Origin of the sequence: Nonomuraea sp. NPDC050643 (assembly GCF_040654715.1) — a bacterium.
Lineage (GTDB): Bacteria > Actinomycetota > Actinomycetes > Streptosporangiales > Streptosporangiaceae > Nonomuraea.
On the sequence record NZ_JBFAIM010000011.1, the window covers coordinates 186,763 to 200,974 of the forward strand.

The window sequence follows — 14,212 nt, forward strand, 5'->3', positions numbered from 1 at the left end:
AGAAATGAGAAAGACCGTGGTGAAGCCCTCGGCCGTCATCCGCCCGGCGACTCCCGAAGACTTGAAGGCCGTCGCCGAGATCAGCGCGCACTACGTCACCCACAGCGTGGCCACCTTCGACGAGACACCCCGGGCGATGACGGACTGGCAGCGGTGGCTGGACGAGCTTACCGGGCGTGGCCTGCCCTTCCTGGTCGCCGACATGCCCGGCGGCGTGGCCGGCTACGCCTACGCCGGCCCCTGGCGTCCCAAACCGGCCTACCGTTACACCGTCGAGGACACCATCTACGTCGCCCCCGACCACATCGGCCAGGGGTTGGGCACCGCCCTGCTCGGCACGCTGGTGACCCGGTCCACCGAGGCCGGGATGCGGCAGATGATCGCGGTCATCGCCGACACCGGCGACCCCGGCTCGGCGACGCTGCACAGCCGCTTCGGCTTCGTCGAGACAGGCCGCCTGACCGGCGTCGGATTCAAGCACGGCCGCTCGATCGACACCACGCTGATGCAACGCCCCCTGCGGCCGGCGCCCGCCTAGACCGGGGCCCGCGGTGTGAGACGCTCCCGGCACCGGCAGGTCGCCGTCAGCGCAGGTCGCGCTTGAGGATCTTGCCGGTCGCCGTCATCGGCAGGTTCTCGCGGAACTCGACGATCCGCGGGTACTTGTAGGCCGCCATGTTCTCCCGGCACCAGGCGACGAGCTCGTCCTCGCTCGCCGTCGCCCCGAGCGCCGGGATGACGTAGGCCTTGACCTCCTCGCCGTGCGAGCCGTGGGGCACGCCGACCACAGCCGCCAGCGAGACCGCCGGGTGCGTCATGAGCACCTCCTCCAGCTCGCGCGGGTAGACGTTGAAGCCGCCCCGGATGATCATGTCTTTCGTACGGTCGATGATGGCGTAGTAGCCGTCCTCGTCGCGGGTGGCGATGTCGCCGGTGCGGAACCAGCCGTCCCGCAGGACCTCCTCGGTGGCCTCGGGCCGCCTGTAGTAGCCCTTCATCACGTTGTGCCCGCGGACGGCGATCTCGCCGGGGCCCTCGCCCTCGATGGTGTTCCAGTCGTCGTCCACCAGCCGCATCTGCACGCCCCAGACGGGGTAGCCGACGGTGCCGGGCTTGGTGGGCCGCCCGAGCTGGTTGAAGCTGGCCACCGGGGAGGTCTCCGACAGGCCGTACCCCTCCAGGATCGGGATGCCGAAGGTGGCCTCGAAGTCCTTGAGCACCTCGACCGGGGAGGAGGCCCCGCCCGCCACCGCCACCCGCAGCGTCGAGGGCGCCTCGGCCCCGTCGGCGTGGATCTTCGACAGCAGCGCCCAGAACATCGTCGGCACCCCGGCGAACATCGTCACCTTCTCCCTGCGCATGAGCTCCAGCGCCTCGCCGGGCTCGAAGCGCGGCTGGAGTACGAGGGTGGCGCGGCGGCGCAGGCTCACGTTCATGACCGCGATCTGGCCGAAGGAGTGGAAGAGCGGCAGCACGGTGAGCGCGACGTCGCCGTCGGGGTCGGCGGGGAACATCTCGTCGCTGACAATGGTGTTGGTCAGGATGTTCATGTGGGTCAGCTCGGCGCCCTTGGGCTGACCGGTGGTGCCGGAGGTGTAGAGGATGGCCGCGGTGTCGTCCGGCGCGGTCTGCACCGTCTCGAACTCCTCGGACATACCGCCCAGCGCCGCCCAGAACGATTCGCCGTGCTCCGACTCGGTGGCCAGCGGCGTGGCGGGCAGGACGAAGAAGAGCTCGCAGCCCTCGGCGGCGTCGAAGGCCTCCCGCCCGCGCGCCCCCATGGGCAACTCGGCGGAGCCCTCGAAGCAGAAGAACGCCTTGGTGTCGCTGTCGGTCAGATGGTAGGTGATCTCACGCGGCTGGAGCAGCACGTTGAGCGGGACCACGGTCGCCCCGGCCTTGAGGATGCCGAAGTAGACGAAGGGGAAGTAGGGCAGGTTCGGGCAGAGCAGCGCGACCTTGTCACCCCTGCCGATCCCCCGGGCCACCAGGAGGTTGGCCACCTGGTTCGCGACGGAGTCCACCATGGAGTACGGCAGGCGCAGGTCGCCGAAGACCAGTGCGGTGCGGTCCGGAACATGGCGGGCGCTGTCTTCCAGAATGATCGACAGATTGAGCATCGCGGCCCTTTCCTCGGGGGGTTCGAACACCCACCCTGGCTGTGTCGCGGAGGACGTTCGTACGCCCCACAGGATGCGGCACCGATGCGGTCGGCGCTTGTACGAACGTGCCGATTCAGGGCAGCCAGTCAATGGCGGCGGCCAGCGTGGAGGGCGCGGTGCCGAAGTTGTGCCTGAAGACCCGGGTGAAATGTGACCCGTCGGTGAATCCGGCGCCGTGGGCGGCCATCGTCAACGACTCTCCGGCGGCCACCAGCCTGATCGCATGCTGAAGGCGCTGCCAGCGCACGTAGGGCCGCAGGGGAATCCCCACCTGCGCGCTGAACAGGTGCGCCAGCCGGCTCGGGGACATGTGCACCGCGTCCGCGACCATGCCCAGCCGTACCGGCCCTCCGGCCAGGAGCGTGGGAATCACGGCCATCGCCATCTCCACCGCCGGGTGCATCGGGACCTCTTCGGCGTCACGCCGGCCCGTCCAGTCCTCGACCAGCTTCAGGGCGGCCGCGGCTTCCATGGGAGGCTCCGTGGTGCCGGCGTGCGCCAGGTGGGGGAAGGGCGGCCTCCAGGTCGAGGCGGCGGCTCCCGCGCCTGAACGGGCGAGCAGGGAACGGCCTGGCGCGCTGTCCGGTTCGAGTTGAGCCAGCAGGGCCCCGCGAGCTCCCGTGACGATGGTGTGGCCGGTGTCGGGGGGAATGACCGCGCTACGGGTGGTCAGTCGCCGGCCGAAGGCGTCGGCCATGGTGAAGGGCTCCGCGGAGACGATCAGGTGGACCGCGTGGTGCGCGTGCAACTGGTTCGTGCCGATGGTTCCGCCGTACAGCAGGACGCCGGGGCGGAGTACACACCAGCCGCGCCAGTGCTGCGACATCGCGCCTCCTTTCCGGATGAGATTGTCGCAAGCTCTCACCGTCGTGGCGATTCCCGGCCGAGGTAGCCCGCAGCGACAGGCGGAAGACAGAGGGGCGAGGCACCCCCTCTCCTAGGGTGACGAGCGAAGCTTTCCGTACCGGACCAGGGCTCGTTTCGCCTCTATTCCGCTCCAGAAGGGATTTCGATGCGCAAGCTCATCCAGATCAGCGCTCTCGCCATCGCTTTGGGAACCGCCGCACTCGTTCCCGGCACCGCCCAGGCTGCCCCGTCGGCACAGTCAGGGATAATGGCGGAGAATCGTTTCGAGGATTACACCAACAGTTTCCTGTGCAACGCCAGCCTGGGCATCAAGCGCGCGGCCGGCTACCAAACCGACCCACGTTCCGGAAACTGTCACTACAACAGCTTCGTGAATTTCTGGTACTTCTGGTACTGCTACCCCGCCGGCGCCTTCTGCCCGCCGGCCCGGGAGTCCTGACGCCGACGACACCACAATCCGGTACAGCCGCTTCTCTTGCTCGGTGACGAACAGGAAGCGGCTTTACCGGACGGCAGCGGGCTATGGTCCCCGGCTGATCCGGCGAAACACCACCGCTGATATGTGGTGCGCATCGATGAATCCGAAGTGCCGGGAGTCTCCGCTCACCTGGGCGTTGTCTCCGAGCACCGCGACATGGCCGTGAGGCACGATCCCCGTGGTCGTGTCAGATCTGCCCAGCATCTCAGGCGGCACCGGATCGCCGCCGACCGCCGCGACCCTTTTCAGCATATGAGGAGAGGCCGGCGTGAAGGGCTGGTTCGTGAGGCCGGCGCGTGAATGCCGCAGCCCGTTCAGGACGACCACGTCGCCGACCTGGACACGCCCCGGCCGGCACTTCCTGGCCAGCAGGCGATCCCCGTGGCGGTAGGCCGGCTCCATGCTCGGGCCGTTGACGAGCACGACCAGCAGGCGGCGGCGGGCGTAGAAGAGTCCCGCCAGGATCACGATGAACATCACTGCGCTTCCCAGCCTCCACCGGCGGAACTGATCCGAGCGGTGCGGCGTCGACACCGCTCGGATCAATTGCCGGTCGATTTTCCGCGCCGTCAGCAGTCGATCCCCGAGTTGAAGCAGTTGCCGCACTTCAGATATCCGCCGGCGCCCGGCTGGCCCACCCATTCACAGGGCCGATAGTAGTTCTTGCGCTCGAACGGGTTGGGCTTGGCGCAGTAACAGAACTGCACGACCACGGCCGCGGCGGTGGTACGTGGCACGACGAGTTGCACGAAGCGGTCGGCGAAGCCGGCGAGCAGGTTCATTTGAGCCTCCGAGACGAGTCGTTCTTGGCGCCGTACGGGAATGGCCCACGCGGATGCGGAGCCATTCCCGTGCGGCCGGGCACCCACGACGTGAGGCCCAGAAGTTTTGTGGTCGCGCTTCGCCTAGCAGGTCCGGCCGGCGTACCACGCGCCGTTGACCGCAGGATGAATGCCCAGAGTGGTGACGCCGGGACCGACGCACTTGTCGAAGTCGGAGCCGATCAGCCGGCTCACGCGAATGACGACCCTGTTATAGTCACAGTGGTTGTACTTCGCGAGACCGCTGGAAATGAACCAGCCGCACGGCGAATCCGCGGCGGCTCCGGCCGCGGTCGCCGACGTCGCGGCCTGCGCCGGAGCCGAGCCGACGGCGAACATACCGGCGACCACCGCGAGGCCGGCGAGAGTAGTGCGAACTTTCCTCGACATTTACTACCCTTTCTCGATTACCGGGCTCCACCTGAGAAAAGCCCAGACTGCCGGCGAAAAGACACCCACAGGGCATGTCGAATTCGCCGCCATATCAGATCTTCTTCGGCCGGGAAGTAGGGCGGCGTCGGGAACGACCATCACCGGCGTGAAGCCGTGCCGGCGTTGAAGCAGCCGGTCGCAGGATGGTTGATCACCGTCTGGTCAGCCTTCGGGCACCGTTTCCTCCCGCCTCCCAAGAGCGACCTGGCATCAGTGTGCACAATCACCCCTTTCGGCACCCTGCCCGCGAACTGTCACGCCGCTGTCGAAGGGCGGCGTCCTCATCCACAGGTGCCGAGGGCCGATGTGGCATGAATCAGCAGGCGTCCCCGGTCACCACAGCCCGGCCCCTGCGCCCCGGCACGACCAGGATGCCGTCGGTGATCAGCATGAACCGCTCGAAGGCCGGTACGACCACGTGCACGGCGGTGACCTCGCCGGGAAGGGCGCACACCGTACGGTGGTAGACGGCGTGGCCCCGTGCGCCGAGCAGCGCGGCCACCTTCCGCAACTGGACCGCAGGAGGCCCCGCCGGCGCGGCGTCCCCTTGGAAGGGGACCACCCGCGCCCCGGACAGGACGCCGGTGAGATCGAACTGCCCGCACGCGTGCAGCGCGGGGTGCGCCGCCAGCTTGGACAGGTCGCCGCGCGCCGGGGGCCCGGAGCTCGGCAGGCTCTCGCCGAGCGTGATCTGGACGAGCTCGGTGAGGGCGCGCCAGGCGGCGTAGGCAGGGCTCAGCGAGGTCCCGGCGCCGCGCCGGTGCTGGTGGCCGGGGGTGGGAGCCGTGTACGCCAGCATCGTCGGCACCCCGGCGTCGGTGGTGATGTCCAGCAGGTGCACCGGTGACCCGGTCACCTCCTGCGCCGTCGCGTACGCCCGGGCGGGGCCGTCCGGGAGCGTCCCCGGGTCGATCACCCTGGGCCGGAACTCCCTCCCGCTCAGGAAGGCCCGCACCAGGAGCAGGGACAGGGCGTCCCGCTCGATGGCCTCGTTGAGGGCGTGCAGCAGCGCCTCGGCCGCCGTCACGCCGATGGCCGAACCGCTGTTGCAGCTGTAGCGCATCAGGTGGGTGTAGTCGCAGTCGTCCCCGGCCAGCTCACGCAGCCGCGCGCCACCGGATTCGACGTACCACGGGGCGAACAGGAACAGCGGCACCAGCGCCGCCTCGCCCCCGTCGAGTGCGCGGTAGCGCAGGCAGGCCATCCGCCGGCCGGGCATCCCGGCCAGCAGCAGCGCGCAGGGGTCCGCCTGGAGAGGCCCGCCGGCGATCCGGGCGGGCGCGGCCTGCTCCACGACGGCGGGATCGAACTGGGCCGGGCCGGTGAGGAAGTGCTCGACGGCCTCGAACAACGCGCCGACGCGGGCCTCCTCCGGGCGCCCCTTCCCCATCCCGTACGCGACCGGCGCGGCCTCCCCCGCACCGTCGAGCAGCCGGCACCACCAGGCGGTCGGATCGCGCCCAGGGCCCGCGTCCACGAGATCGGCCCGCAGGCCCAGCGCGCCGAGCGCCGTCACCGCCCGCCGTCGGGCCTCGTCCAACGGGACCGCCCGCTCGACCTCGCAGAATTCAGGAGTGCGGCCGCGCATCATGATCGGTCATCGCGGACAGCAACTCTTCCAGCCAGTCGAGCTCGACAACGGTCAGATACTGCAGGATTTCCGTGGGCGAAGGGGTGACAAAATCCACCGTATTTCCCATGACGCATTCGCCTCCTTTTGCTGCTCACTCTAGCTCCACCTCGACAAAGCCCCAGAAAAGTCTGCTTGCCTCTACTTTGATGACATATTTCGTTATGAAGAGCCGGTAAAAATGCCTCATCGGCGGGATTGGACGACATCCTGCGGGGAAACGCGGCCCCGAAAACGCGCGAACCGGTGGACGGCGCCGCGCGGACGCGCTTTGGTGGGGAACCGTGCGCGTCGTCGGGATATGGATCTCCCTGATGATCGTCGTCGTGGCGACGCTGGTCAGGGTGGAACGCGGCCTTGCGGTGGACGTGCTCGTCACGATCGGCGGTGGCGCCGTGTGCGTGGTGGTGGTCGTGCTCTGGTCTCGATGGGGGAGGCGACTGGCCGCTGAAGGACGCAGGCGTAGACGGCGGACGTTGTACGCGCTGGTCATCCTGATCAGCGTCGGCTGGGCGGCGTTCAACGGCCTGGAACCCGTCTTGGCGCGGTGGGCGAACGGCGTGAGCACCGAGAAATCCCGGCTGGGCTTCACCACCATGCTGTGGTGGGGACGGATCGGCAAGGGGCTGCAGTTCGTCGCCGGCCTGGTCGTCCTGCTCGACCTGGCCGATCCGGACAGGCTGCGGGAGGCGGGCAAGCGGGCCAGGCTCCGGCAGCGCGGCATCGACCCGAAGATGGACGAGCGACGGAGCACCGACACCTACATCCGGACGGCCGCCTGGCTGTACGAGCACATCGTCACCCACCCGCCGCAACCGGGGCCGCCCATCGGAGGCATCCAGCGGTTGCAGCGGGGTGATCCCGTCCTGGTCGATGCCGGGAGCGTGGCCGACGTACCGGGCGGAGCGCCGTTCAGCCTGCTCGACTACCACGTTCTCCATGCCCGGTTCAGCGGCGAGGTGGACGGGCGGGCGATCACCTCCAATGACGAGAAGCGGCTGTACGACATGGTGTGGGATCTCATGACCGAGCGCCTCACCGCCGAGGAGACCGCGCGGCTGCACCGGGCACGCGGATGGCGTGCGGGGCTCGCCAGGCTACTGGACCGCGAACGTCCCGCTCACCCGTTGCGGTGGTTCGGCTTGTTCCTGTTCACTTACGGTTTCGCCCTCGACCTGCTCGCTTCCTAGAGCATGCCCCCGTGCCCAGGTCAGGTCGTGTCCGGCGCTCCGCCCGCAATGGACACGGACGACGGATACGGCCGAAGATTGCCGGGTGTCGTCACCTCCTCCCGGGCGTGTGTTCAACGGGATCATCGTCGTTTCGGTTCTTGCCGGTGCGGTCGTGGTCGTAGTGCCGGCTCGTCACCTGTGGGCGCTGTGGCTGGCGGGCAAGCAGGTCGACGCGCTGCCGCTGTTCTGGGACGTGCCGGTTCTCATCTGGGGCCGGATCGGCAAAGTGCTGCAGTTCGCGGCGGGGCTGGCCGTCATCATCGATCTACTCGATCCCGACAGGCTGCGCGCCACGGGGCGGGAGGCCGGCCGGCGGCTGAGGGAACGCGAAGCGCAGCGGCAGTTGAGGCTCCGCCCGTACCGGCTGTCCGCTCTGCGAGGCAAGCTCTACGACAGTTTCGTCGACGTCCGGTTCGTGGTGGGGGGCGGGGCCGGGGATGGCGCCGTGTCCCTCAACACCCGACTGCCGAGCGGTTTCGGCCAGGACGCGCCCTTCACCCTCGAGGATTACCTCGACTTCCGTGAGCGGGTGCTGGCCGGGTTGGACGTCCGCACGGATGGCCGGCTGTCCAACGTACAGACCGAGAAGATCGGCGAGCAGGTCGACGCGTTCTTCAACGAGCATCTGTCGGCGCGGGAGAAAGCCCTGTACGAGCTGGGCCAAAGGAAATTGGGGAGATTGGCCGCGGTGGTCGGTGTGGCCCTGCTGGGCAGCATCGTCTCCTACGTGACCGTGGGGTTCTCGCTGGAATGGATATTCCTCCATGGCGTGCTCGTGGTGGGCCTCCTCACGCTCATGTCGTCGGCAGGCGCCTACCTCGCGGCACTTCCAGGCCTGGCCCGTGAAGTGCCCGCGCTGCTGGCCGGATACCTCGCCACACACCTGCTCGACCGCACCCGCCCGCTGCACGCCTTCCGCAAGATCGCCGTGGTGCTGTTCGTCATCGGCTTCGGCCTGGATCTGCTCGCGTCGTGACCCGGCATCCCCTCAAGGACCCAGGATCACGTGAGCAGGGTGTGGGCCAGGCCGACGGCCGCGCCGCCCGCGATGAGCCAGGCGTTGTTGATGGTGGTCTTCCACAGCAGCACCAGGGCGATGACGGCGATGGCCGTGGTCAGCGGGTCGACGATCGCGGTACGGGCGAGCTGGTAGGAGACTCCGGCCATGAGCGCCAGCGCGGTGGCGTTCAGGCCGTCGAGCAGGGCGGAGGTCCATGCGGTGGAACGCAGCCTGTCGGTGATCTTGGTGAGCAGGCCGACGAAGACGAAGGACGGCAGGAAGATGGCCACGGTGGCCAGGAACGCCCCGATGGGGCCGGCGATCAGGTAGCCGATGAAGGTGGCGGTGGTGAAGACCGGGCCGGGGGTGACCTGGCCGATGGAGACGGCGTCGATGAGCTGGCCGGAGGTGATCCAGCCGAGCCGGTCGACGAAGTCTCCCTGGAGGAAGGCCAGCAGGACGTACCCGCTGCCGTACAGCACTGAGCCGATCTTGAGCATGGTGAGGAACAACTGGGCTAGCTGGCCGCCCGTCGGATCGCCGAACAGCGGCTGGCCGCCGGCCATGAGCAGCGGGGCGGCGAGCAGGCCGTGCAGGCCGGCGCTCCGGCGCAGCAGGTGGACGGCGGCGGCCAGCAGCGCGCCGGACGCGAGGATCAGCAGTTCGTTGACCCCGAGCAGGTAGGCGGCCAGCGCGGCGACGGTCAGGACGCCCAGCCACACGGTCGTGAGGACGGTGCGCAGCAGGCCGAACAGGGCATGGGCGATGACGGCGATCACCACCGGGACGATGCCGTACAGCAGACCCTCGGCGGCCGGCGTGCTGCCGTAGGTGACGTACGCCCAGGCCAGCGCGGTGACCATGAGCGCGGCCGGAAGGATGAAGCACAGCCCGGCGGCGAGCAGGCCACGCCCGCGGGCCCGGTCGAAGCCCAGGTGGATGGCCAGTTCGGTGGAGTTGGGGCCGGGGATCAGGTTGGTGGCGCCCATCAGGTCGACGAAGCGCTCGTCGCTGACCCAGCGGCGGCGGCGTACCAGCTCGTCGCGCATCATCGCGGTGTGCGCGGCCGGGCCGCCGAAGGCGATGGCGCCCAGCTTGAGGAACACCAGCGCCACCTCCCGGACCGCGCGCCAGGACGCATCGGTCCCGTCCGGCCTGCCCCCGCCGGGATCATCGGGGGGATGTTCGTCCATCACTGTGGCCGTCCTCTGACGTGGGCTCGACATTGAGCTGATGCCCTGTGCGTGTCCTTCGGGCGATCGGCAAGCCCATTCTCCTGGGCAGGCGGCGTCAGCAGCCGCGTGGGACCACCAGGCCGGATTCGTAGGCGAAGACCACGAGCTGGGCGCGGTCACGGGCATGGAGCTTGGTCATGGCCCGGTTGACGTGGGTCTTCGCGGTCAGCGAGCTGATCACCATGCGGTCGGCTATCTGGTCGTTGGACAGGCCCTGCGCGACCAGGGCGACCGCCTCGCGTTCGCGGTTGGTCAGCTCTTTCAGCCCCGTGCCGGAGCCCGTGGGGAGCGGCTGGGTGACGTACCGGTTGATCAGTTTGCGGGTGATCGACGGTGCGAGCAGGGCGTCACCGCGCGCGGCGACGCGTACGGCGTGCAGGAAGTCCTCCGGCACGATGTCCTTGACCAGGAAGCCGGCCGCGCCGGCGCGCAGCGCGTTGAAGACGTACTCGTCCAAGCCGTAGTTGGTCAGGATGACGACGTGCACCCCGGCCAGGGCCGGGTCCGCGGCGATGCGCCGGGTCGCCTCGATGCCGTCGACGACCGGCATCTGGATGTCGATGAGCGCGATGTCGGGCAGGTGCTCCCTGGCCAGCGCCAGTCCCTGCTCCCCGTCGCCGGCCTCGGCCACCACCTCGATGTCGTCCTCGAGGTCGAGCAGCGCGCGGAATCCGCCGCGCAGCAGCGGCTGGTCGTCGACCAGCAGGACACGGATCATGACGTCCGGTCCACGGGAAGTTCGGCCTGGACGGTGAAGCCGCCCTCGCCGCGCGGCGCCGCCCGCAGCCGGCCGCCGAGGGCGGTGACGCGTTCGCGCATCCCGAGCAGTCCGACGCCGGGCACCAGTGCGGCGCCCGGGGTGGCCTTGCCGTCGTCGTCGACGCGTACCTCCAGGGTGTCGGGACGGTAGTCGATCCGGACCGACGCCGTCGCGGCGGCGGCGTGACGGGCGATGTTGGTGAGGGACTCCTGAACGATCCGGTAGACGGTCCGGTCCACCGCCGCCGGCACGTCGGGGCGCTGTCCCTCGATGGTCAGCGTCGCGTCCAGGCCGTTCGTCCGGGCCCGTTCCACCAGCTCCGCGACGTGGTCGAGCCCACGCGGTGGGGCCGTGTCGTCGTCGCGCAGCGCCTCCAGGGTCGCGCGCAGCTCCCGGGTCGCCTCGCGGCCGGCCTCCTGGATCACCAGCAGCGCCTCCGGCACCTGTTCGCCCCGCTTGCGGGCCACGTGGACGGCGACTTCGGCCTGCACCTTGATGATCGAGATCTGGTGGGTGAGCGAATCGTGCAGCTCCCGCGCGATGTGCAGCCGCTCCTCGTCGGCCCGGCGCCGCGCGGTCTCCTCCCGGGTACGCTCGGCTTCGTCCGCCCGCCGCTCGGCCTGCCGCAGCGCCTCACCCGCGGCACCGGCCGCGATCAGCCAGGCCAGTTCGAGGGCGCCCCGGGCCTGGGCGAACGCCTCGCCCGTGTCGTGCAGGCCCGAGGCCAGGGCCGCGAGGGGCAGGGCGGCCAGCATGGTCACGCTCGCCACCACCGTGACGGTGCGGTGTCCCGCCCGTACGGCGGCGTACACCGCGAAGAGGTACGCGATGGCCGGCACGTCGAAACCGGCCGCCTGGTATCCCACGGCGCACAGCCCGGTGACGGCCAGGACGGGAACCGGAGCCCGGCGGCGCACGACCAGCGCCAGGCCGCCGGCCAGCAGCAGCGCGTGGCCGAGCAGATCGAGGTACGTGCCGGAGTGCCCCCCGGACAGGCCGGTGACCAGCAGCGTCGCCGCCACACCGACGGCGATCGCCCAATCCGTGACCCCGGGTCGTCCTGTGCTCATGCGCGCACCTTAACCCGATGCCCGCGCGGACGACTCCTGCGCGCGGACGATCGGCCGGCTACCGCACCCGCGGTAGCTTCGCGGCTCCTGCGGCAGCGGCGGTAGCCGGCTGCGGCAGCGGCGGCAGCGCGAAGTGTCCGCGTCCGCCGGACGACCGGCGGCGGACCCGGCGGACATGATCAGGTGACACCCCGTCGTAGGAGGAGGGCACCTCATGCCAGTCCGATTCGTGCTTACCGTGGCCGGGGCCGCTCTGATCGGCGCCCTCGGGCTCGCCGCGCCGGCGACCGCGGACGTCCTGGTCCAGCCGGACCCCGTCAGCGCCTACACCCTGACCGCCGGGCGGCTCTGGTCAGTGGTGGCCGCGCTGCTGGGGCTGGCCGGCGTGGTCATCGGCGGGCTCACCCTGACCCGCTCCGCCCGCCGGGGCGGCCCCGGCACCGGACGGAACGGGGCCATCGTGGCCCTGGCCGCGGGACTGGCCGGCGCGGTCATCGGCGGGCTGGTCGTGGCCGCCGCCGACGGCGGGCCCGGCACCGGTTACGGAATAGTCGGGGGCTACCTGGCCTTGGCGGTGGGGCTGATCAGCGTGGCCGTCGGCGGGCTGACTCTGGGCCGCTCCCGCCGGGCACGCCCGCGGCCCTCGGATCACAGTGCGGGTGGCGGGTAGGGCCGTTCGGGAACCAGCAGGTCGAAGTCGCCTCTGCTGACATGCGCCTGCTCCGCCAGGGCGTCACGACCGATGCCCGCCTCGGTGAGCAGCTCCACCGCTTTGGTCAGCAGGGTCGGTTGTTCGAGCGGGGGCCGAACGCCGGGCTCCTGCTGCCGCCAGCCGCGGCTGCTCATGGTGCTCATCGCGTTCCGATAGGTGACGTCACGCATGATTCCCAGCGTTCGCCCTCGGTAGAGTAGCGCGGCCATGCTGACCCCCCATTGCGCCTTGAGCGCGGCGAGGCGGTCCCACTGGGCCATGGCCGGAAGCTGCTCGGCGATCTCCTCCTCCGGCATGAGGAACTCGGCCGCGAAGCGGTGAGCCTGGTCCTCGACGATGCGGCTGCCGGGTTCGGCGTCGGCGTGCATGATCAGATGGCCGAGCTCGTGGCCGCCGTCGAACCGATTGCGGTAGTAGTCGCCCTTCGCCGGATTGAGCAGCACGAGGGGGCGAGGGTGAGCGCTCACACTGAAGGCGTCCAGCCGCCGGCTGACGGGCGGGAGATGGAGGGCGACGACACCATGCTGCTCCAGCAGACGTACGACGTGCCTGATCGGCCCTCGCGGAACGTTCAGCAGTTGGCGGGCGAGACGCGCCGCCTTGATGGGACCCTCTCCGGCGATCTCTTCGGGCCACACCGGATATTCGGGGATCGAGACGTCGGGCAGCTCCACGTAGTGTTCGAGGAGGGCGACGATGCCGGCCGCCAGGTGGCCATGGGACAGGGCCTGGTCTCGTTCGATCTGGCTGGTGGACCGGAGCGAACGGAAGTGCGCGTGCGCGCTGTCGACCGCCCGTGCGCCGTGACCGACGGTGAAGAACTCGACGGGAACGCCGAGCGCCAGGGCGAGCTGTGACAGCGTGCGCTCGGACGGTCGATGCGTTCCCGCCTCATACTGCCCCACCGCCGTCGGGGTCGTTCCGACGAGGGCCGCGAGCTGGTTCTTGCGCAGCCCCCGCAGCCGCCGGCCGATGGCGAGGCGTTGCGGGTCGAAGAAGGCGCGGGCGTCGGCGAGCCGACGGCTCGCCGACGAAGGGCGTCGATCGTTCACTGTCCGCTCTCGCTGAGGGTGTGCTGCCGCTGTCCGGCGACCTTGTGATCGCGAAGCAGCACCGGCACGTCTTCGGCGGGGTCGGCCCACAAGGGTTGCTGCTCGGGGAAGGTGGACTTGCGCGGATCCGGGCCCAACGCCTCCGGCGTGATCTTCCGGACCCACCACCAGGCCTCGCCCCCGTCGGAGTTGAACCGCGGCCGGCCGACGAACAACTCCAGCTCCAGGGGAGCCTCCGCCGCGCTGTGGGCGGCGACGAGGGTCACGACCTCGGACGCCTCGGGAGGGAGGGGGAAGGAGTCTCCGAAGTCGAAGGCCATCTGCGGGTTTTCGGTGTAGGTCTGGCGTGCGACGTCCTGCTTGGTGGGGCTGTCGCGATCCCACCGAAGGACGTGGACCTCCCCGAACCGGTGGCGCTTGAGCAGGACCCGGTATTTGCCGAGCCGCCATCCCGGTGAGCCGTTGAGATCGTCGCGGACGACCTGGCCCCTCAGCGGGTCACCGGGAGCGGGGTCCTCGCCGATGTGGAAGACCCGGTCGAGCCGTGACTCGAAAACGTCGAACGACGATGTCCCGTAGGAGCGTTCCTTGAAGCCGGCGTTTCGGCTCAGCGCTCCGAGCACCGCCAGCGTGGCCTCTTCGTGCGCTTGGTGCAGGGCGTGCAGGAATCCCGTCTCGTGCAGGAAATCCCAAACCTCCTCGGCCTCCATGGATCCAAATCTAGCAGAGGTAAGTACTTGATGTTTGAAAATGAAGTGCCG

17 protein-coding genes are annotated in these 14,212 nt (G+C 69.6%); 5 read left to right on the top strand and 12 right to left on the bottom strand.

The annotated features are described in order from the left end of the window. The first annotated feature begins 4 nt into the window (after positions 1 to 4). Positions 5 to 538 (top strand): N-acetyltransferase family protein, encoded by a 534-nt coding sequence (locus tag AB0I15_RS16940; RefSeq protein ID WP_358095645.1) that lies wholly within the window; start codon positions 5 to 7, stop codon positions 536 to 538. A 46-nt stretch (positions 539 to 584) separates the two neighbouring features. Here the strand turns inward: AB0I15_RS16940 and AB0I15_RS16945 are convergent, their stop codons facing one another. Together AB0I15_RS16945 and AB0I15_RS16950 are read right to left on the bottom strand one after the other, a co-directional pair. Beyond that, entirely contained in the window at positions 585 to 2,120 is a 1,536-nt protein-coding gene (locus AB0I15_RS16945) for a long-chain fatty acid--CoA ligase (RefSeq protein WP_358095647.1), read from the bottom strand. Between the two features lie 115 nt (positions 2,121 to 2,235). Further along, entirely contained in the window at positions 2,236 to 2,988 is a 753-nt protein-coding gene (locus AB0I15_RS16950) for a helix-turn-helix transcriptional regulator (RefSeq protein WP_358095649.1), read from the bottom strand. 186 nt (positions 2,989 to 3,174) lie between these two features. Between AB0I15_RS16950 and AB0I15_RS16955 the strand changes: the two genes are divergently transcribed. Next, on the top strand, positions 3,175 to 3,468 hold the full coding sequence (locus AB0I15_RS16955) for a hypothetical protein (RefSeq protein ID WP_358095651.1): 294 nt from the start codon (positions 3,175 to 3,177) through the stop codon (positions 3,466 to 3,468). An 81-nt stretch (positions 3,469 to 3,549) separates the two neighbouring features. Here AB0I15_RS16955 and AB0I15_RS16960 read toward each other — a convergent pair whose 3' ends face one another. The 5 genes from AB0I15_RS16960 to AB0I15_RS16980 form a co-directional block, all read right to left on the bottom strand. Beyond that, positions 3,550 to 4,113 (bottom strand): S26 family signal peptidase, encoded by a 564-nt coding sequence (locus AB0I15_RS16960; RefSeq protein ID WP_358095653.1) that lies wholly within the window; start codon positions 4,111 to 4,113, stop codon positions 3,550 to 3,552. Beyond that, positions 4,077 to 4,289, bottom strand: a complete 213-nt coding sequence (locus AB0I15_RS16965) for a hypothetical protein (RefSeq protein WP_358095655.1) — start codon at positions 4,287 to 4,289, stop codon at positions 4,077 to 4,079. Before AB0I15_RS16965 ends, AB0I15_RS16960 begins: the two co-directional genes overlap by 37 nt. Before the next feature lie 123 nt (positions 4,290 to 4,412). Beyond that, positions 4,413 to 4,667 (bottom strand): DUF6355 family natural product biosynthesis protein, encoded by a 255-nt coding sequence (locus tag AB0I15_RS16970; protein ID WP_358095657.1) that lies wholly within the window; start codon positions 4,665 to 4,667, stop codon positions 4,413 to 4,415. A gap of 409 nt (positions 4,668 to 5,076) precedes the next feature. Beyond that, a complete protein-coding gene (locus AB0I15_RS16975; RefSeq protein ID WP_358095659.1) occupies positions 5,077 to 6,351 on the bottom strand; it encodes a YcaO-like family protein in 1,275 nt (424 codons plus the stop codon). Continuing rightward, positions 6,329 to 6,460, bottom strand: coding sequence for a hypothetical protein (locus AB0I15_RS16980; protein ID WP_358095661.1), 132 nt, complete (start codon positions 6,458 to 6,460; stop codon positions 6,329 to 6,331). Before AB0I15_RS16980 ends, AB0I15_RS16975 begins: the two co-directional genes overlap by 23 nt. A gap of 244 nt (positions 6,461 to 6,704) precedes the next feature. Here AB0I15_RS16980 and AB0I15_RS16985 point away from each other — a divergent pair, with 244 nt between their 5' ends. Both AB0I15_RS16985 and AB0I15_RS16990 read left to right on the top strand, forming a co-directional pair. Continuing rightward, positions 6,705 to 7,580: a hypothetical protein gene (locus AB0I15_RS16985; protein WP_358095663.1), complete on the top strand. Its 876-nt coding sequence runs from the start codon at positions 6,705 to 6,707 to the stop codon at positions 7,578 to 7,580. A gap of 109 nt (positions 7,581 to 7,689) precedes the next feature. Next, the gene (locus AB0I15_RS16990; protein ID WP_358095665.1) at positions 7,690 to 8,598 is read left to right on the top strand and encodes a hypothetical protein; all 909 of its coding nucleotides are present in this window, start codon (positions 7,690 to 7,692) and stop codon (positions 8,596 to 8,598) included. Between the two features lie 26 nt (positions 8,599 to 8,624). Here the strand turns inward: AB0I15_RS16990 and chrA are convergent, their stop codons facing one another. The 3 genes from chrA to AB0I15_RS17005 form a co-directional block, all read right to left on the bottom strand. Then, positions 8,625 to 9,815: a chromate efflux transporter gene (gene chrA / locus AB0I15_RS16995; protein ID WP_358095667.1), complete on the bottom strand. Its 1,191-nt coding sequence runs from the start codon at positions 9,813 to 9,815 to the stop codon at positions 8,625 to 8,627. Between the two features lie 97 nt (positions 9,816 to 9,912). Beyond that, positions 9,913 to 10,575: a response regulator transcription factor gene (locus AB0I15_RS17000; protein ID WP_358095668.1), complete on the bottom strand. Its 663-nt coding sequence runs from the start codon at positions 10,573 to 10,575 to the stop codon at positions 9,913 to 9,915. Continuing rightward, a complete protein-coding gene (locus AB0I15_RS17005; protein ID WP_358095670.1) occupies positions 10,572 to 11,687 on the bottom strand; it encodes a histidine kinase in 1,116 nt (371 codons plus the stop codon). Before AB0I15_RS17005 ends, AB0I15_RS17000 begins: the two co-directional genes overlap by 4 nt. A gap of 214 nt (positions 11,688 to 11,901) precedes the next feature. Between AB0I15_RS17005 and AB0I15_RS17010 the strand changes: the two genes are divergently transcribed. Beyond that, positions 11,902 to 12,357, top strand: coding sequence for a DUF6223 family protein (locus AB0I15_RS17010; protein ID WP_358095672.1), 456 nt, complete (start codon positions 11,902 to 11,904; stop codon positions 12,355 to 12,357). Here the strand turns inward: AB0I15_RS17010 and AB0I15_RS17015 are convergent. Next, positions 12,336 to 13,451: an XRE family transcriptional regulator gene (locus tag AB0I15_RS17015; protein ID WP_358095674.1), complete on the bottom strand. Its 1,116-nt coding sequence runs from the start codon at positions 13,449 to 13,451 to the stop codon at positions 12,336 to 12,338. The two genes, AB0I15_RS17010 and AB0I15_RS17015, sit on opposite strands and share 22 nt — an antisense overlap. Next, positions 13,448 to 14,161 (bottom strand): hypothetical protein, encoded by a 714-nt coding sequence (locus tag AB0I15_RS17020; protein WP_358095676.1) that lies wholly within the window; start codon positions 14,159 to 14,161, stop codon positions 13,448 to 13,450. The genes AB0I15_RS17015 and AB0I15_RS17020 overlap by 4 nt, the downstream gene beginning before the upstream one ends. Between the last annotated feature and the right edge of the window lie 51 nt (positions 14,162 to 14,212).